This is a genomic window from Nocardia sp. NPDC057272 (genome assembly GCF_042668615.1).
In the GTDB taxonomy this organism is placed as follows: Bacteria; Actinomycetota; Actinomycetes; order Mycobacteriales; family Mycobacteriaceae; genus Nocardia.
Window position 1 is genome coordinate 146,063 of record NZ_JBHUYK010000011.1, and the last position, 18,547, is coordinate 164,609.

General features: G+C 67.8%; 15 protein-coding genes. 4 read left to right on the forward strand and 11 right to left on the reverse strand.

From position 1 onward, the window contains the following. Positions 1 to 22 precede the first annotated feature (22 nt). The gene (locus tag ACFULV_RS17475; RefSeq protein WP_378657764.1) at positions 23 to 613 is read right to left on the reverse strand and encodes a TetR/AcrR family transcriptional regulator; all 591 of its coding nucleotides are present in this window, start codon (positions 611 to 613) and stop codon (positions 23 to 25) included. 60 nt (positions 614 to 673) lie between these two features. Between ACFULV_RS17475 and ACFULV_RS17480 the strand changes: the two genes are divergently transcribed. Further along, positions 674 to 2,161 carry an ABC-F family ATP-binding cassette domain-containing protein gene (locus ACFULV_RS17480; RefSeq protein ID WP_378657767.1) on the forward strand — a complete coding sequence of 496 codons (1,488 nt, stop codon included), beginning with the start codon at positions 674 to 676 and terminating at the stop codon, positions 2,159 to 2,161. Then, positions 2,154 to 2,999 (forward strand): virginiamycin B lyase, encoded by an 846-nt coding sequence (locus tag ACFULV_RS17485; RefSeq protein WP_378657770.1) that lies wholly within the window; start codon positions 2,154 to 2,156, stop codon positions 2,997 to 2,999. Before ACFULV_RS17480 ends, ACFULV_RS17485 begins: the two co-directional genes overlap by 8 nt. A 19-nt stretch (positions 3,000 to 3,018) precedes the next feature. Here ACFULV_RS17485 and ACFULV_RS17490 read toward each other — a convergent pair whose 3' ends face one another. From ACFULV_RS17490 to ACFULV_RS17505, 4 genes are all read right to left on the reverse strand, one after another. Next, positions 3,019 to 4,686 (reverse strand): VWA domain-containing protein, encoded by a 1,668-nt coding sequence (locus ACFULV_RS17490; protein WP_378657773.1) that lies wholly within the window; start codon positions 4,684 to 4,686, stop codon positions 3,019 to 3,021. A gap of 176 nt (positions 4,687 to 4,862) precedes the next feature. Beyond that, positions 4,863 to 5,117 carry a WhiB family transcriptional regulator gene (locus tag ACFULV_RS17495; RefSeq protein ID WP_378631224.1) on the reverse strand — a complete coding sequence of 85 codons (255 nt, stop codon included), beginning with the start codon at positions 5,115 to 5,117 and terminating at the stop codon, positions 4,863 to 4,865. Further along, the gene (locus tag ACFULV_RS17500; protein ID WP_378657775.1) at positions 5,114 to 5,656 is read right to left on the reverse strand and encodes an HNH endonuclease; all 543 of its coding nucleotides are present in this window, start codon (positions 5,654 to 5,656) and stop codon (positions 5,114 to 5,116) included. The genes ACFULV_RS17495 and ACFULV_RS17500 overlap by 4 nt, the downstream gene beginning before the upstream one ends. A gap of 273 nt (positions 5,657 to 5,929) precedes the next feature. After that, positions 5,930 to 7,156 (reverse strand): MFS transporter, encoded by a 1,227-nt coding sequence (locus ACFULV_RS17505; protein WP_378657778.1) that lies wholly within the window; start codon positions 7,154 to 7,156, stop codon positions 5,930 to 5,932. A gap of 85 nt (positions 7,157 to 7,241) precedes the next feature. Between ACFULV_RS17505 and ACFULV_RS17510 the strand changes: the two genes are divergently transcribed. Continuing rightward, positions 7,242 to 7,694 (forward strand): winged helix-turn-helix transcriptional regulator, encoded by a 453-nt coding sequence (locus tag ACFULV_RS17510; RefSeq protein WP_378657780.1) that lies wholly within the window; start codon positions 7,242 to 7,244, stop codon positions 7,692 to 7,694. Positions 7,695 to 7,751: 57 nt separating this feature from the next. Here the strand turns inward: ACFULV_RS17510 and ACFULV_RS17515 are convergent, their stop codons facing one another. The 5 genes from ACFULV_RS17515 to ACFULV_RS17535 are packed head-to-tail and all read right to left on the reverse strand — an operon-like array spanning position 7,752 to position 14,957. Further along, entirely contained in the window at positions 7,752 to 9,305 is a 1,554-nt protein-coding gene (locus ACFULV_RS17515) for a GMC family oxidoreductase (protein ID WP_378657782.1), read from the reverse strand. Then, positions 9,302 to 10,816, reverse strand: coding sequence for an aldehyde dehydrogenase family protein (locus tag ACFULV_RS17520; protein ID WP_378657785.1), 1,515 nt, complete (start codon positions 10,814 to 10,816; stop codon positions 9,302 to 9,304). The genes ACFULV_RS17515 and ACFULV_RS17520 overlap by 4 nt, the downstream gene beginning before the upstream one ends. An 11-nt stretch (positions 10,817 to 10,827) precedes the next feature. Further along, positions 10,828 to 12,981 (reverse strand): choline BCCT transporter BetT, encoded by a 2,154-nt coding sequence (betT, locus tag ACFULV_RS17525; protein ID WP_378657787.1) that lies wholly within the window; start codon positions 12,979 to 12,981, stop codon positions 10,828 to 10,830. A gap of 42 nt (positions 12,982 to 13,023) precedes the next feature. After that, positions 13,024 to 14,313, reverse strand: coding sequence for an acyl-CoA dehydrogenase family protein (locus ACFULV_RS17530; protein ID WP_378657790.1), 1,290 nt, complete (start codon positions 14,311 to 14,313; stop codon positions 13,024 to 13,026). 2 nt (positions 14,314 to 14,315) lie between these two features. After that, positions 14,316 to 14,957, reverse strand: a complete 642-nt coding sequence (locus ACFULV_RS17535; protein WP_378657792.1) for a TetR/AcrR family transcriptional regulator — start codon at positions 14,955 to 14,957, stop codon at positions 14,316 to 14,318. A 234-nt stretch (positions 14,958 to 15,191) separates the two neighbouring features. Here ACFULV_RS17535 and ACFULV_RS17540 point away from each other — a divergent pair, with 234 nt between their 5' ends. Next, positions 15,192 to 17,369, forward strand: a complete 2,178-nt coding sequence (locus ACFULV_RS17540) for a malate synthase G (RefSeq protein ID WP_378657794.1) — start codon at positions 15,192 to 15,194, stop codon at positions 17,367 to 17,369. Between the two features lie 686 nt (positions 17,370 to 18,055). Here the strand turns inward: ACFULV_RS17540 and ACFULV_RS17545 are convergent. Next, positions 18,056 to 18,166: a YegP family protein gene (locus ACFULV_RS17545; RefSeq protein ID WP_378657911.1), complete on the reverse strand. Its 111-nt coding sequence runs from the start codon at positions 18,164 to 18,166 to the stop codon at positions 18,056 to 18,058. Positions 18,167 to 18,547 lie beyond the last annotated feature (381 nt).

Here is an 18,547-nt window from a genome sequence, read left to right on the forward strand (position 1 = left end):
TCGTACTGGCGCGCGGGCTGATTCAGGTGCCGATCGGTGTTCTCGCCAGCGCGGCGGCCACGTCGGCGGCTCGGCGCGCCTGGTCGGCGGTGACGGGTTCGTGGGTGATGAACAGCCGGTGGAACAGCGGTGCGACTGCGAGCCGGATGATCTCGGCGGCGTCGACCTCCGGGGCGACCTCACCGCGCGCGACCGCCCGTGCCACGATCGCCGCCGCCTCGCGGTGCCGTGCCGCGTAGAAGTCGCGCAGCGCGTCGGCGGCCTCGGGATGTTGCATCCCCGCGGTGATGAAAGCCGTTGCCACCGAACCTGATTCGGGTTCGGTGAAGCCCTGCCGGAGCAACTCGGTCAGGCCGCGGAGATCGCCGGTGAGGGTGCCCGTGTCGGGGATCGGCCATGGCTGTTGCGAGGCGCGTTCGAGCGCGTCGGCCACGAGCCCCTCCGGGCCGCGCCAGCGCCGATAGACGGTGGTCTTGTGTACCCCGGCTCGTGCGGCGACGGCTTCCACGCTCAGGCCCTGGTAGCCCCGCTCGGCGAGTTCGTCGGTCGTCGCGTCGAGAACGGCTTCCCTGACTCGGGCGCTGCGTCCGCCGGGACGTCGTTGCGGTTCCAAAAACAACTCCTGTTGCGTTAGCTGTCGCGGTTTTGTAGGTTAAAGCTACACGAGTTGCGATTGGAGCATTGTTTGACCACTCAACTGTCCCTGCGCGGAGTATCGAAGTCCTATGCGGACCGGCCCGTGCTCGACACCGTCTCGGCCTCGATCCGGCCCGGTGAACGCGTCGGCATCGTCGGCGAGAACGGCGCAGGCAAATCGACCCTGCTCCACCTGCTCGCCGGGATCGCCCGACCCGACGCGGGCACGATCACCGTCACCGCCGAGGGCGGGATCGGTCACCTCGCGCAAACACTGCCCGGCGACACAGTCGGTGCGGCCATCGAACTGGCGCTGGCCGAACTGCGCGAACTCGAGGCGGGCATGCAAGCCGCCGCCGAAGCACAGGACATGGACCGCTACGGCGTGTTGCTCGCCCGTTTCGAGGCGCGCGACGGCTACGCCGCCGACGCCAGGGTGGACGCGTCGATGCACGGACTCGGAGTCGCGGGTATCGGCCGTGACCGCCCGCTAGACAGCCTGTCCGGCGGAGAACGGGCCCGCCTCGGGCTGGCCTGCCTGCTCGCTGCCTCGCCGGAGGTGCTCCTGCTCGACGAACCGACCAACCACCTCGACGACGCCGCGCTGACCTGGCTGGAACACCGCCTGCGCACCCATCAGGGCACGGTCGTGCTGGTCTCGCACGACCGGATCTTCCTCGATCGGGTGGTCACCGCGGTGCTCGAGGTCGCCGACGGCGCGTTGACCCGCTTCGGCGGCGGCTACACCGGATTCCTGACGGCGAAGGCGGCCGCGCGCATGCGCTGGGAACAGGCATATGCGCAGTGGCGCAGCGAGATCGGGCGGCTCGAGGAGTTCGCCACGAGCACTGCCCAGCGGGTCGCGCCGGGTCGCGCGATGACCGACAACAACAAGATGGCCTACGACCGCAATGCCGGGCGGGTGCAGAGTTCGGTCGCGTCGCGGGTGCGCAATACGGCCGAGCGCTTGCGCCGGCTGCGCGAGGATCCGGTGCCGCGACCGCCCGAACCGTTGCGGTTCCGCGGCCGATTCACGGCAGGGACCGGCGTGGAGTTCTACCTCGGCGGCCTGACGCTCGGCCCGCGCGAGCGGCTGCTGATCCACGGACCCAACGGTTCGGGCAAATCGACACTGCTCGACGCGATCCACGCGACAGCACCGGGACGCGTCGGCTACCTGCGCCAGGACGAGCGCTTCGATCCGGCCCGAAGTGTCACCGACACTTACGGATTCGGGCGCGAACTACTGCTCGCGACCGGGCTGTTCGCTCCCGAACTGCTCGATCGTGAGGTCGGTACCCTCTCGGAAGGTCAGCGGCGCAGGCTCGCGCTGGCCCGTGTGCTCGCCGGTGAACACGACCTGCTGCTGTTGGACGAGCCGACCAACCACCTGTCGCTCACCGTGGTCGAGGAAGTCGAACGCGCGCTGAGCGAGTATCGGGGTGCGGTGGTCGTGGTGTCGCACGACCGGGCGCTGCGCCGTCGTTTCCGCGGAACACAGAAGGGAATTGAGGACTTTGGCTGAGATCGTGCAAGTGATCGACGTGCCCGGCGCCCCGTACGGGATCACCGTCGGGCCCGACGGGGCGCTGTGGTTCACGCTGGTGACGCAGGGGGTGATCGGACGTTGCGCGGAGGGGATCGTGCGGTCCTATCCGCTCGAGCAGTCCGACGGGCAACCGACGGTGATCGTCGCCGGTTCCGACAATGACCTGTGGTTCACCGAGTTCCAAGGTGGTCGGCTCGGGCGGATCACCGTCGACGGTGCGGTGACGAGCAAGTCCATGGAAGGTCCCTACGGTGCGTGCGTCGGGCCGGACGGTGCGCTCTGGTTCACCGAATTACAGGCGGGGCGGGTCGGGCGACTGACCGCGGACGGCCACCTCAGCCGCGTCGAGGTCGACGGCATGCCCTCGATGATCACACCCGGGCCCGATGGAGCGCTGTGGCTCACGGTGAACCAGGGCAACGCGATCGCCCGCGTCGACGCCGACCTCACGCTGCGCGTCCACCCGATCCCCACGGCCGCGGCCGCGCCGGTCGGCATCACCGCGGGCCCCGACGACGCACTGTGGTTCACCGAAATCGGCGCGGGTGCGATCGGGCGCATCGACCTCGACGGCACCATCGCCGAATTCGCGCTCCCGGCGACCGAGGCCCGCCCGCACGCGATCGTGGCGGGCCCCGACGGTGCGCTGTGGTTCACCGAGTGGGCGAGCTGCCGTCTCGGCCGGATCACCACCGACGGCACGATCACGCATCTCGACCTACCGGGCGCCGAACCACACGGACTCACCGTCGACGCTGCCGGGGACCTCTGGGTAGCGATGGAATCCGGTGCGCTGGTGCGGGTTTGTCTGTAACGGCGTCCGTGCCGGTGACCTAGGGCGTGGTCAGCGCCTTGACGACCGCGGTGCCGAAGCCGAGGTCGTTGCTCGCCGGCATGCGGGTGTAGGTGCCGCCGGTCTGGTCGGCGAGGGTCTGCAGGGTCTGGGTGCCCTGGCCGCCGACCACGACGATGTCGATGCGAATGGGCTTGCCCGACTTGGCCGCCGCGGTGATCTCGTCGACCAGCGCGGTACCGGTCAGCGTCGAATCGTCGTCGGGACCGTCGGTGATCAGCAGAATCGAATTCGTGCGGCCGGGGGAGTAACCGGCCACCGCGGCGCGGTAGGCGGCGAGCAGGCTCGGGTATGCCTGATCCGCGGTGAGCTGGCTCGGTTTCACGGCGGTGACCGCCGAGCCGACCGCGTTGCGCTGGGAGTCGGTGAGCAGCTCGGTGGCCGCCTGCACCTTGTACGGGGTGGTGCCGTCGAGGTTCTTGCCGAACGTCCACAGGCCGAGCCCGAAGTCGGGCGGCATCACCTGCAGTGTGGAGGCGACCGCGGCAATCGCGTTCGACAGCCGGGTGGTCGAGCCCTCGGCGGTACCCATCGACGACGATACGTCGAGCAGGACCGTCGCGTTCACCCCGAGCACCGGGTTGGCCAGCGTCGTCTGCACCTTCTCCAGTGCCGCGCGCGGCGGAATCGCCGGTGCCGACCCGATGGCGGGCCCGAAGCCCTCGGCGGCGAGCGCACCCGCCTGCTCCGGTGCCCGCAGGAAGTCGATGAATCGTGACGCGATCAGATTCTGGGTCTTGTCGACCCACGGACCCGACACCAGTGCGGCGGGATAATCGGCCAGCGGCGCGCTGCCGACCGGCCGGAACGCGGTGAGACCGCCGGTGCCGAGCTGCTGCTGGGTCGCGGCGACCGCGTGCACATCGTCATCGAGGGGATTCGCGCTGATCTCCGACATGGCGGTCATCAGATCGGCTGGTGCCTGCGCGCCGGCGGCGAGCCCGGAGATCGCGGCGACGACCTGACCCGACTTGGCGGCCTGCTCGGTCAACGGTTCGGTCCCCGAGATCGCCGCGCCGATGGACGCGGCGGCGGCGGTCGTGGCGTCACCGGCGGGCAGTGCCATGTGCAGCCCACCCCAGCCGGACAGACCGACCTCGTCGAGTGAGCCCTGCTGCAGTCGTGGCAGGTCGGCCCAGGAGATCTGGTGCTGTTCGAGCGCTTGACGCAGGGCATCGGGCACGGCGAGCACGATCGGGCTGGTGGCGATCGAGGCGGGCGTGCCCTCGATCAGACCTGGCACCCGAACCAGCTCGATCGACCGGCTCGAATCGGCGATCCACAGCCCCGGCTGCGGACCGAGACCCGGATCCCATTTCGTGGTGTCGGCGAGACCGGCGACCAGCGCGCTCGACGGGCGGGCCGACACCTTCACCTGCGCGCAGTGGTCACGCACCCGAGGCTTGGTCGCGTTGAACCGGTCGGCCGCGGCACGCACCGGGCCCGAGATCGCCGGATCGACGGTGACGTCGAGCTGTGAGGCCCCCTCGACGCACTCGGCGGCGGCCGCGACATCGGTGGTCGCGGCACGATCACTGAGCTGGACCCAGGCGACGACGGCGACGATCACCAGCACGATTGCCGATGCCGCGATAACCGGACCCTTGCTGATACTTCGAGAACTGGTCCCGTTGCGATGCGTACCCACGCGGCAAGTTTAAGGACACCGCGCGCAACCGCAGCACAGCGCATACCGGTGCGCATCGCCGCAGGTCACAGCATGCGGCACGAGTGGTCGGGCTCGGTCGAGGCAGTGCGTGCAACCATGCAGTGCGTGCTGGATGCGCAGAGCCGGGTGTCACAGCGGACACCCGGCTCGGCCGGTCACGCGCGAATCACGCGGCCGCGATCGAATTCACGACCACCCCACACCCCGGACTGACCGGTCTGTGCCGCGTACTCGGCGCACCCCGCGAGCAACGGGCACCCGGCGCAGATCTTGCGGGCGTAGTCGAAGTCCTGCGACGGGTAGGGAAACCACGCCTCGTGGTTGGGGTCACCACGGCAGGCGGCGCGGTGCCATTGCCCCGAATCGGACAGGGTCAGCAGTTCGGTCAGTGCGAGGTCGGTGGTGGTCACGGCGCGTACTCCTTCCAGATCCGGCGCTGCTTGCGAGCGAGCGGGTCGGGAGCCTTGGGCTCCCACAGCAGCCGCATCCCCGCCTCTTCCGGGGTGCGGTCGGCCTTGCCTGCATTGCACGGTGCGCAACAGGCGACGAGATTGCTCCAGGTGTTCGGTCCGCCCCGGCTGCGGGGGCGGATGTGGTCGACGGTGTGCGCCCAATCCGCGCAGTAGCCGCACCGGTGCTTGTCGCGACGCAACACCCCGGCCAGGGTGGCGCGGCTGTCGTCACCGATCGGCGTGAGGTGCGCCAGGTAGACGTAGCGCACCAGCCGGATCGTCTCGGGCAACGCGATGACCAGATGCTGCGAGCGGATCGGGAACCGCGGTGCCCGCTCGATCACGGTCTCGGCGGCGCCGCTGAGCAGCAGGGTCACGGCCCGATCGGCGGTGATCTCGTCGAGAGCCTCGTAGCTGGCATTCAGCACGAGCACCCTCGTGTGTATCCAGGTGTCGGAAGCGGGCGCCGTCGGGTCGACGGCATGACGAATCAGCATGGGAATCACCATGTTTCGAGAGGAGTGAACGTCAGGAGCGGAGGTGCACGGACCGGTCAGGCCGCGGTCAGGAGACGGCCTGAGCCATCGATATCCAGGCGCATCGCGCGATGGACCGAATTCGCGCGGCGATAGGTCTTGCCCGATTCTCGCTGTGGCGCTTGCTGTTTCACGGCCGTCTCCTCCTCTCGATGCTGCTCGTCGGTTCCTCGCCCGCTGCGAATCACCTGCGTGAAATCATGGTGGCATACCGTGTCCGAAATGTCGGCTGATTTATTTCGGGGCGCATCCCACCGGCGACCGGCGTGAGTTCGGCACGGTGACGTCAGCGCGTGAGCTGCCCGAGAGTCGGGCAGACCCCCACACGGCGAACCCCGCCGAGGCGTAGAGGGCGCCGAACAAGCTGGCGGCCCCCCATCCCCACGTGATGTACGCCCAGGTCGTGGTGACCGCGCCGAGAGCCGAGCCCATCGAGTAGAAGGTCATGTACGCGCCGATGACGCTGCCGGCGCGGTCAGGGTATGCGGTGGTCAGTAGATGCTGGCTGCTCACGTGCACGGCTTGGACGGCGAAGTCGAGCACCACGACACCGACGACGAGCAGCGCCAGGGATGACCCGGCTTGCGCGATGAGTAGCCAGGACGCAGCGAGCAGCGCCAGCGACCACCCGGTGATCCGCTGCGCGTGACCGGCATCGGCCCACCGGCCCGCGCGGCCGGCGCCGAGGGCTCCCGCGAGTCCCACCAGCCCGAACAGTCCGATCTCGGTCGTGCCGAAGTTCCAAGGTCGCGCACCGAGCGGGAGCGCGAGGCCGCTCCAGAGCGAGCCGAAGGACGCGAAGACGAAGAAGGCGATCAGGCCCCGGCTCAGGAACAGTCGATCCGTGGTGACGAGATGTCGCATCGACCGCAGAATCTGGGTGTATCGATCACGCGAGGCTCTGATGTCCGGGTCCAGACCTGCTCGGGTGACGACCGCGAGCCCCGCGCACAGCACGGCCAGCAGGGCATACACCGCACGCCAGCCGAGCGTGTCGCCCAGCAGCCCCGCGACCACCCGCACGCCGAGGATCCCGATCACGACACCCGAAGTCACCGCACCGATGTTGCGGCCACGCTCACTGGGCGCGGAAACAGCGGCGACATAGGCGACTGTCACCTGCACCACGACCGCGAACACTCCGGCGAATGCGAGTCCGGCCACCGCGACCCCACCGCTGGGCGCGGCGGCCGTGATCGCGGCCCCGATCGAGGTGAGTGCCAGCAGCCCGCCGATGAGCCGACGTCGGTTCAGCAGATCGCCGAGTGGCACCAGCAGGATCAGCCCGGCGAAGTAGCCGATCTGCCCGGCGGCGATCAGCACGCCCGACGACTCCGGTGACACACCGAGCTCGGCACCGGCGACGGCAAGGACCGGCTGGATCGCGTAGATCGTGGACACCGCCGCGGCGCACACCGTCGCCAGCACCCATCGCTGTGCTCGCGTGACTCCTGCCGCCACCAGACCTCCAAAGAGTAGCAAAATGAAACCAATTCTCACCGTAGGCAATAATGGTTTCGAATTGCAACCCATCAGGAGGTGGCTCATGGCACCAGCGCCCGGCTCCGACCGCGCATGGACCGACCCGACCTGCCCGGTCGCTCGCACGGTCGACCTGGTCGGGGACCGGTGGAGCCTGCTCATCGTGCGAGACGCCATGGACGGACCGGCGTCGTTCACCGAGTTCCGGCAGCGGCTCGGGATCGCGCGCAACATCCTCGCCGACCGTCTGCGCCGCCTCGTCGAGGACGGCATCCTCACCACCAGCGCCACTCCGAGCGGCAAACGGCACGTCTACGAGCTGACCGGTGCCGGGCAGGAGCTGTTCACGACCATCGTCGCGCTGCGTCAATGGGGCGAAAGGCACGCCTTCACCGACCACGAGCCCCGTTCGGCGCTCGTGGACCACGACGGCCGACCCCTCGCCGCGCTACACCCCCGCAGTCAGTCCGGAACAGAGGTCACGGCCGAGACCACGGCCGTGCGACGAGTGGACTGAGAGCCCGCCGGTCCACGCGTTCTGTTGCGCGGAGGCGGGCCCCGGTCCTCGGCTGACCTACGCCCGATCGGCGGCGACGAGTTCGGCGCAGCGTTCGCCGACGAGCATCACCGTGATGTTCGGGTTGACCGTGGTGTGCGCGGGGAACACCGACGCGTCGGCGACCCGCAGACCTTCGACGCCCTTGACCCGCAGCTCGGGGTCGAGGGGACTCATCGGGTCGTCGACCGCGCCCATGCGGACCGTGCCCACCGGGTGATAGACGGTGTTGTGGGTCCGGCGGACGTAGTCGGCCAGCTCGGCGTCGGTCTGCGCGTCCGGCCCCGGATACAGCTCACGCGCCACCCAGTCCGACAGCGGTGCGGTCGCGGCGATCTCGCGCGCCTTGCGCAGACCGGCGATCATCACGCGCATATCGTGACCCTCGGGGTCGGTGAAGTAGCGCGGGTCCACCTTCGGCTTGTCCCGGAAATCGCGCGAGCGCAATCGCACCGTGCCGCGCGAGCGGGCATGGGTGACGTTCGGTGTCAGACAGAAGGTGTTCTCGGCGGTCGGATACCCCTGCCGCAGTGTGTGCATGTCGAACGGCACGCTGCCGTAGTGCATCATCAGGTCCGGCCGGTCGAGTCCGTCCTCGGTCGGGGTGAAGATGCCCGCTTCCCACCACTGGGTGGAGCTGTCCACCATCGGTCGCGTCGTCTCGAAACCGATCACGCCCTCCGGGTGGTCCTGCAGGTTCGCGCCGACACCGGGCGAGTCGACGATCACCTCGATGCCGTTCTCGCGCAGGTGAACCGTCGGCCCGATGCCCGAGAGCATGAGCAGCTTCGGTGAGTCGATGGCGCCGGCGGAGACGATCACCTCACGGTTGGCCGTGATCCGGGTGGTGCGGCCGAACGCGTTGTCGGTGATGTCGACCCCGACCGCCCGCCCGTTCTCGATCACGATCTTCTTGGCCCACGCGCCGGTGCGGATGGTGAGGTTCGGCCGGTCGAGATGAGGGTGCAGATAGCTGACCGACGACGACGAGCGCGTCCCGTCGGTGCGCCGGTTGATCTGAAAGAAGTTGGCCCCGTTGACGACTGTGCGTCCCGCGTTGAACTCGGCGCGCGGGATACCGACCGCCTCGCAGGCGTCGAGCAAGGCCACACCGCACGGATCGTTCGGCGGCACCGTCATGATGTGCACCGGGCCGCCGCGGCCGTGATGCTCGCCGGGGGCGTCGTTGGTCTCGATCCGCGGATACAGCCGATACACCGAGTCCGCACCCCACCCGGTGGCGCCGTGCTCGCGCTCCCAGGAATCCAGGTCCTCGCGCGGAGCCCAGAACGCGATGCAGCTGTTGTGCGAGGAGCAACCACCGAGCACCTTGGCGCGGGCGTGGCGCATGAACGAATTGCCGTTCTCCTGCGGCTCGATCGGGTAGTCCCAGTCGTAGCCCGATTCCAGCAGTTCCATCCAGCGGTCGAGTCGCAGGACGGCCGGGTCGTCGACATCGGAGGGGCCCGCCTCGAGCAAGCAGACCGTCACCGACGGGTCCTCCGACAGCCGTGCCGCGACGGCCGCTCCCGCGGAACCGCCGCCGACGATCACGTAATCGTATGTGGTCACCGCTGTTCCTCCCGATCGGCGAACCAGCCGGTGACGCCCGGCCGGAGATTCTCGTAGACGTGCTTGGCCTCGCGATACTCGTGCAGCCCGGAGGGACCGAGCTCGCGCCCGACACCCGAGCGGCCGAAACCACCCCACTCGGCCTGCGGCAGGTACGGCCCGAAGTCGTTGACCCACACCGTGCCGTGCCGCAGCCGGGCGGCGACGCGGCGGGCGCGTGCGGCGTCACCGGACCACACCGCGCCCGCGAGCCCGTATTCGGTGTCGTTGGCGATGGCGACGGCCTCGTCTTCGGTGGTGAAGGTCTCCACGGTCACGGTGGGCCCGAACGCCTCGTCGTGCACGCACGCCATCGCGCGGGTGGCGCCGTCGATGACGGTCGGCAGGTAGAACCATCCGTTGTCGAGGTTCCCGGAGCCCCGGTCACCGGTGGCGAACGCGCCACCGGTGCGGATGACGGCACCCTCGGCGCGGGCCTGCTCGACATAGGCGTTCACCTTGTCGCGGTGGGCGGCCGAGATCAGCGGCCCGGTTTCGGTCCCCTCGGCGAAGGGCAAGCCGAGCCGGATCTGCTCGGCGCGGCGCACCAGCTCGTCGACGAAACGGTCGTGTGCCGATTCCTCGACGACCAGGCGCGCGCCCGCCGAACACACTTGACCGGAGTGCAGGAACGCCGCGTTCAGTGCGTTGTCGACGCTCGCGGCCAGCCGTTCGTCGGTGTCGCAGGCGTCGGCGAAGACGACATTCGGGTTCTTGCCGCCCAGCTCGAGCGCCACCTTCTTGACCGTGGCGGCCGCCTCGCGCGCGATGATCTTGCCGGTGGCGAGCCCGCCGGTGAACGAGACCAGGTCGACATCGGGATGTTCGGACAGCGGCGCACCCGCGGTGGCGCCCGCGCCGAGCACGAGGTTGGCCACCCCGGCAGGCACGCCGAGGTCATCGAGCACCGACATCAGCAGAATCGCGGTGTGGGGAGTCAGTTCGGCCGGCTTGAGAACGAACGTATTGCCTGCCGCCAACGCCGGAGCGACTTTCCAGGCCGCCTGCAACAGCGGGTAGTTCCACGGCGTGATCAACCCGCAGACACCGACCGGTTCATAGACGATGCGGGAATCGATGTCAGGGGAACCCGCGTCGACGACCCGGCCCGCGTCGTCGGCGGCGAGTTTGCCGAAATACCGGAAGCAGTTCGCGATGTCGGACATGTCGATGTCGGACTCGTAGGGGCGCTTGCCGGTGTCGAGGGTTTCGGCGCGCGCGAACTCGTCTCGTCGCGCGTCGATCGCGTCGGCGACCCGCAGCAGCAGGTCGCCGCGCTCGGCGGCGCCGGTGCGGCGCCACGGGCCTTCGTCGAAGGCGCGGCGGGCCGCGGTGATCGCGGCGACCGTGTCGTCCCGGCCTGCCTCGGCGACGACCCCGACGAGGGAATCGTCTGCCGGGCAGCGGATCTCGCGCGTCTGCCCGGACGCTGACGGTCGCCAGGAACCGTCGATATAGAGAGTGTCGCTCATGCTGGATCCCTTCACAGTTCGCGGTCGGTGCTGTCGACGTCGCCGGAGTCGGGCTCGTGGTGATCGCTCGCCGCGCGGCGCAGGTGCAGATAGCCGAGGTGGCGTTCGTACTGGTCGAGAATGTCGCCGATGATCTGCTCGCGGCTGTAGCCGTTGAGCGAGTAGCCCTGCGATCCCTCGGCCAGGTAGACCTCGCAGCGGAAGTAGCGGTCTCCGGACCGTTGCGCGAGCACGGCATAGGTCGGGGCCGGCGCCGAAACCGGCCAGATGCCGTACTCGAACCGGGGCTCACTGGCCTGATCGACCAGCAGACGCGGCGACGGCAGACCCTCGTTGGACTGGGAATCGTCGATGGTCGCCGTCATACCCATGTGCTCGAACTCCGCGGCGACATCGTGCATCGCCGGATCGACGGTGCCGCTGATGAATTTGCGGGTGGCCGCGGCACCCGGGTAGTTGACGGTCGAGAGCAACCGGCGACGCCAACTGCTGAGTTCGGCCGGTCCACGGCCTGCGGCGAAAGCTTTGGGCAGCGAGGTGCGGTAGCTGTCGAGTTTGAACGACTCGCTGTGCACGGCGCGCAGCAGCGCGATGCCGATCAGCGCCAACACGAACGAGAACGGCAGCCCCATGATGATGGTGGCGTTCTGCAGGGTCGTGATGGACCCACCCGCACCCGCGAACAGCATCGACAGGGTGAGCACGCCGATCGCGGCCGACCAGAAGATGCGGGTTCCGGTGGCGCAGTCGGCCATCGGATCAGGCAGCTTCGAGGTGAAATTGCCCATGACCAGCGACCCCGAATCGGCGGTGGTCACATAGAAGAGCAGCCCGGTGATGGTCGCGACGCCGAGCAACAGTGTCGCGCCGGGATATTTCTCCAGCAGCGAGTAGAAGCCGAGTTCGGCTCGGTCCGCGGTCTTCTCGGCGAAGGCTCGGTCGTCCCTGGCGACCTCGAGCGCGCTGTTGCCGAAGATCGAGATCCACATCAGGGTGAAGCTGAACGGCACGACCAGCACGCCGAAGATGAACTGGCGCAGCGTGCGTCCGCGCGAGATGCGCGCGAGGAACAGGCCGACGAACGGCGCCCAGGCCACCCACCACGCCCAGAAGAACAGCGTCCAGCTGTCCAGCCAGGTCGACGGCGCGTTCGCCGTCTCGGGATTGCGCTCCCAGGCGAAGGTGTCGAGGGTCCGGTCGGGGAAGGTCGAGAGGTAGTCGCCCGCATTCTGGGCCAAACCGTTGAGCAGGAAGTCGGTGTGACCGGTCACCAGGATGTAGACCAGCAACGCGATCGCCATGATGACATTGAGTTCGGACAATCGCCGGATGCCCTTGTCGACACCGGTGGTCGCCGAGATCGTGGTGATGGCGACCGACAGTGCGATCAGCCCGATCTGGGCGGCTTTGCCCTGCGGGATCCCGAACAGCTGGTGCAGACCGTAGTTGAGCTGGACGATGCCGATGCCGAGCGAGGTGGCGATGCCGAAGATGGTGCCCAGCACCGCGGCCACGTCGATCGCGTCGCCCCACCGGCCGTGTACGCGCTTGCCGAAGATCGGATAGAGCGCGGCCCGGATCGTCAGGGGCAGGTTGTGCCGGAACGCGAAATAGGCGAGTGCGCCGCCCATCAGCGCGTACATCGCCCAGCCGGTGATGCCGTAGTGGAAGATCGTCCAGGCCACCGCGTTGCGGGCCGTTTCGTTGGTGCCCGGCTCGCCGAGCGGGGGATGCAGGTAGTTGTAGACGGGCTCGGCGACCGAGAAGAACATCAGGTCGATGCCGATACCCGCCGCGAACAGCATCGATGTCCAGGAGAACAGGCTGTATTCCGGCCGTGACTCCTCCGGCCCCAGCCGGTAGCGGCCGTACCGGCTGGCGCCGAGGAAAACGACCAGGCCGAGGATGGCCGTGGCGAGCACGAAGTACCACCAGCCGAACCAGGTGGTGGTGAAGGTCTTGACCTCGCCGACGATGGTCTCGGCGCTCGACGGTGAGGCCAGTGCCCAGATCCCGAACGCGAGCACGGTGCCCGCCGCGATGAGGAACACCGGCTTGTTGACCGAACGACGCCCGGCGACCGGATGTGCCGGGACCGCTTCGTCCTCGGTCCCGGCAGGTGATCGTTGCGTGCCGTTGTCCCCGGGATTGCTGACACCACCCATGCGAGGCAGGCTAGTTCGTGCCTACCCCGCGATCGGGGACCTTCAGTGGTTGCCGACCTCGTGTTCGAGCCTGCGCGCCACCAGATCGCGGGCTTGTTCGCGCAGTGCCGGCCGGTAGCCACTCGGATACACCGGGTCTCCCGGCGCGTAGTTCTTGAGCACTTCCTTGGCCAGAGTGATCTTGTGCACCTCGGTCGGGCCGTCGGCGATGGCCATGACCTCGGCGTAGGTGGTCATGTCGAGGAAGGGCAGGTCGGTGCTCACGCCCATCGCGCCGTGTAGATGCAGTGCGCGGCGGGCGATGTCGTTCATGACGGTCGGCATGGCGATCTTGATGGCGGCGATGTCCTTGCGGACGGCGCGGTAGTCCTGCGCCTGGTCGATGCGCCACGCGGTGCGCAGGACCAGCAGGCGGAACTGCTCCATCTGGATCCAGCTGTCGGCGATGCGTTCCTGGGTCATCTGGAAGCCGCCGACGACACCTTTGCGGGCCGGGCGCGACACCGCGCGCTCGCACATCATGTCGAAGGCCTTGCGCACCAACGCGACCGTGCGCATCGCGTGGTGCACGCGTCCGCCGCCGAGCCGGGTCTGCGCGACGATGAACCCCGCGCCCTCCGCGCCGAGCAGATGATCGGCGGGCACCCGGACATCGGTGAATCGCAGATGCCCTTCGTGTTCGCTGAACCCCGGCACGGTGAAGTTGCGCACCAGCTCGAGCCCGGGCGCATCGGCGGGCACGATGAACATCGACAACCGCTGGTGCGGTTCGGCTTCGGGGTCGGTCACGACCATCACGATGTGGAAGGTGGCGAATTCGGCGGCGGAGTTGAACCACTTCTCGCCGTTGATGACCCACTCGTCACCGTCGCGCACCGCGGTGGTGCGGAACGCGGTCGGGTCCGAGCCGCCGGTGGGCTCGGTCATCGCGTAGCAGGAGCCGATCTCGCCGTCGAGCAACGGCTGCAGGTACTTCGCCTTCTGCTCCTCGGTGCCGAAGTGCGCCAGGATCTCGGCGTTGCCGGAATCCGGTGCCTGACAACCGAAGACGAGCGGCGCCCACATCGAGGTGCCGAGCACTTCGTTGAGCAGTGCCAGCTTGAGCTGGCCGAAACCTGGACCGCCGAGCTCGGGGCCGAGATGGCAGGCCCACAGGCCCTGATCCTTGACCTGCTGCTGCAGCGGCCGCATCAGCGCCCGGATCTCGGGGTCGGCCCGGTCGTAGGGATTGGGGTAGAGCAGATCCAGGGGCTCCACCTCGGTGCGAACGAACTCCGCTACCCAGTCGAGCTTGCGCTGGTACTCCGGATCGGTCTCGAAATCCCAAGCCATGGTCAGCCTTTCGTGTTGTCGCCCGTGGCGCGTAGCCCGGACAGGACGGTGTCGGTGAGGATGTCGGCGATCTCGGCGGGGGAGTGGGTGCCGCGCTCGCGGTACCAGTAGCCGAGGGAATTGAGCATGCCGAGCATGCCGTTGGTGACGATGTGGTCGGCGGTGCGCAGTTGTCCGGCCGCGTGGCCCGCGTCGATCACGTCTTGCCAGTGGCGCTGCAGCCGGTCGCGCAGTTGCTGGAGGACGACCGCGTGTTCGTGGGTGAGCGCGTCGGCGTCGCGCAGGTGCACGGCCACCGCGCGCCGATGCGTGACGATCAGCTCGACGTGACTGCGAATCAGCCGGCGCAGAGTCTCGACGGGGTCGGCGTCGGCCTCGATGATGCGTTCGGCATCGGCGAGCAGCAGCCGGGTGTAGTCGCGCAGGATCGCCCACAGCAGGTCTTCCTTGGATCCGATGTGGTAGTACAGCGCACCCCGCTGGACGTCGGCTTTCGCGCCGATCTCGGCCACGCCGGTGGCGTGGAATCCGCGTTCGGCGAACAGCTCGAGTGCGGCGTGGTGGATCCGCTCGCGGGTATCGGCGCGCTCGGTGGCGCGGGGGCGACCGCGACGGCGCACGGGCGATACCGGTTCGGTGGTCACGGCGCCTCCGTTCGGTCCGGCACGCGACTTAATGTTCCGATCAGTACATTAATTGCCCGCGCACCTACAATCAAGGGGTGACCCGCCGCGCCCATGCCTCCGACCTCGGTGGCTCGGCGTGGCGGAATGGACGGAGGCCGCAGGGCGTTCGAACCCACACGAGGTGTCACCTCTACCCACGGGTAACATGACATCGACTTTTCCCACCCGGTTTTCACCAAAGTGAGGCAGTAGATGACAGAGCGGATTCAGGTCGGCGGGCTCCAGGTGGCGAGCGTTCTTCACGATTTCATCGAGAACGAGGCGCTCCCCGGTACCGGCGTAGATTCCGCCGCGTTCTGGGCCGGTGCCGAGCAGATCATCAACGACCTCGCCCCGCGTAACCGCGCTCTGCTCGCTGAGCGCGACGAGTTCCAGGGCAAGCTCGACGCTTGGCACGGCGAGAACCCGGGCACCGGCTACGACAAGGCCGCCTACAAGCAGTTCCTGACCGAGATCGGTTACCTGCGGCCCGAGCCCGCGCCGTTCCAGATCGGTACCGGCAACGTCGACACCGAGATCGCCACCACCGCGGGCCCGCAGCTCGTGGTGCCGGTGATGAACGCGCGCTTCGCGATCAACGCCGCCAACGCGCGCTGGGGTTCGCTCTACGACGCGCTCTACGGCACCGACGCCATCCCCGAGGCCAACGGCGCGGAGAAGGGCAGCGGCTACAACCGCGTGCGCGGCGACAAGGTCATCGAGTGGGGCCGCAACTTCCTCGACGACGCGGTCACCCTGATCACCGGTTCGCACCTGGGCTCGGCGTACTACAAGATCGTCGACGGCGAGCTCGAGATCGGTCTGGAAGACGGCACCGACATCGGCCTGGCCGACCCGTCACAGCTCGTCGGCTACCTGGGCGATCCCGAGGCCCCGACCTCGATCCTGCTCAAGCACAACGGGCTGCACATCGAGATCCAGGTCGACGCCACCTCGCCGATCGGCTCCACCGACACCGCCGGTGTCAAGGACATCGTCCTGGAGTCCGCGCTCACCACGATCATGGACTTCGAGGACTCGGTCGCCGCGGTCGACGCCGACGACAAGGTCGTCTGTTACCGCAACTGGCTCGGCCTGATGAAGGGCGACCTGGCCGAGGAAGTCTCCAAGGGCGGCAAGACCTTCACCCGCACCATGAACCCCGACCGCGTGTTCACCGCGCTCGACGGTTCCGAGCTGGTGCTGCACGGTCGTTCGCTGCTGTTCGTGCGCAACGTGGGCCACCTGATGACCTCCGACGCGATCATCGACGCGCAGGGCAACGAGGTGCCCGAGGGCATCATGGACGGCCTGATCACCTCGCTGATCGCCGTGCACTCGCTCAACGGTGACAACACCCGCCTCAACTCGCGCACCGGTTCGGTCTACATCGTGAAGCCGAAGATGCACGGCCCCGACGAGGCCGCGTTCACCAACGAGCTGTTCGGCCGGATCGAGGATGTCCTGGGCCTGACCCGCAACACCCTCAAGGTCGGCATCATGGACGAGGAGCGCCGCACCACGGTCAACCTCGCCGCGTCGATCGAGGCCGCCAAGGATCGCGTGGTGTTCATCAACACCGGCTTCCTCGACCGCACCGGCGACGAGATCCACACCTCCATGGTGGCCGGGCCGATGGTCCGCAAGGCCGAGATGAAGGCCCAGACCTGGATCACCTCCTACGAGGACTGGAACGTCGACACCGGCCTGGCCAAGGGCCTGCCCGGCAAGGCGCAGATCGGCAAGGGCATGTGGGCCATGCCCGACCTGATGGCGGGCATGCTCGAGCAGAAGATCGGCCACCCCAAGGCCGGCGCCAACACTGCCTGGGTGCCCTCGCCGACCGCTGCCACCCTGCACGCCACCCACTACCACCTGGTGGACGTGTTCAAGCAGCAGTCGCAGATCGCCAAGAGCGGCCCGCGCGCCACCGTCGACCAGATCCTCGAGATCCCGCTGGCCCAGTCCACCGACTGGACCGACGAGGAGAAGCGTCAGGAACTGGACAACAACTCCCAGGGCATCCTGGGCTACGTGGTCCGCTGGATCGATCACGGTGTCGGCTGCTCCAAGGTGCCCGACATCAACGACATCGGCCTGATGGAAGACCGTGCCACCCTGCGCATCTCGAGCCAGCTGGTCGCCAACTGGCTGCGCCACGGCATCGTCACCGAGGCCGACGTGATCGCCAGCCTCGAGCGGATGGCCCCGGTCGTCGACCGCCAGAACGCGAACGACAAGACCTACCGCCCGCTGGCCCCGAACTTCGATGACAACATCGCGTTCCAGGCCGCCAAGGAACTGGTCCTGGAAGGCTGCACGCAGCCCAACGGCTACACCGAGCCGATCCTGCACCGGCGTCGTCGCGAGTTCAAGGCTGCGCAGAAGTAGTGCTGTCGAGTCCTTGAAAAGTAGCTCGTAGCAGCTCTTTTCGTTCGAGGCCCCGCATCGGAGACATCCGAGGCGGGGCCTCTGCCGTCACCGGAGATCACCTCGGATACCCGCTCGTCACGCTCAAAACGGTCACCAAAACGGTCACAGGCAGAACGCGCTGACATCGTCCGCAGAAGTGATCTACCAGTGGGTTCGCGTCTCTCCTTTGGGCTGACGTTGCGGCAATGCGGCATGGGTTGTGGCCGCCCGGTGTCGGCTACAGGACCGTTTCGCAGACTTTCCGAGTTCCCGATACTTGGGTGAGTGCATGGGTTGACGCTCGCCTTGAAGTTGCCCGGTAGTCGGCGTGTCGGAGTACGACGCGCGGGGGAATTGCAGCAATTAGCAACCAGGCAGCTAACTGTCTATACTCTGAAACGTCAACCATTAGCTTGCATCAAGCCTGTGCGCGGCCGATTACCCAATCACGAACGCCCCGAACGCCCCTACCTGGCCAGCTCGGGGCGTTCGGCGTTGCGCGGATAGGAGGCCTCGTGGTCTGCGCGACCCCGGTCATGCCATGCGCGACCTACGCGAGATCCTCACTCTCCACCCTTGACGGCTATAGGGCCGGGAACCATCTCCCGGACCTATCCCGATCGCTCGGCTCCCGAATTCTCACCGCAGATTTGTGCGCCGAGCGGCTATTTCGTCGTGAGGTCGACGACGGTGGCGCCAGCGGCATTGGCCTGCACCGAGGCGATGTACTTCTTCGCCGACTCCTTGGACTCATACGCCTGCGACTGGGCGATGATCTCGCCGTTGCCCCCTTAGGTCGCCACCCGATCTTGCCCGCGACGTCGTCGAAGAGCTCGAACTTTTTTGTCGTGGTCGGCCTCGCTTTGTCCGAAGGGAAAACGCGCCTACCAGTGCAGAATAGGTCGAGTCCGGTGAGGCATCGCGCGGGTGACAATTAGAACTGTGTCGTCGCGGGCGGTGCATCGGCAACCAGAAGCGCGGAGTCGTCGGCGGTCCGGCCGGGCACGGGACATGGCTGAAACAAGCAAGACGTCCGGTAGTCGCCGAAGGACGCCGCTGTCCCGTTGGGGCACACGGTGTGCGACGGCTGCGAGGAGGGTGTGCATTCTGAGGTAGCGAGACCTTCGGGGTAGGGCGTGAATGATTATGTTGGCTTG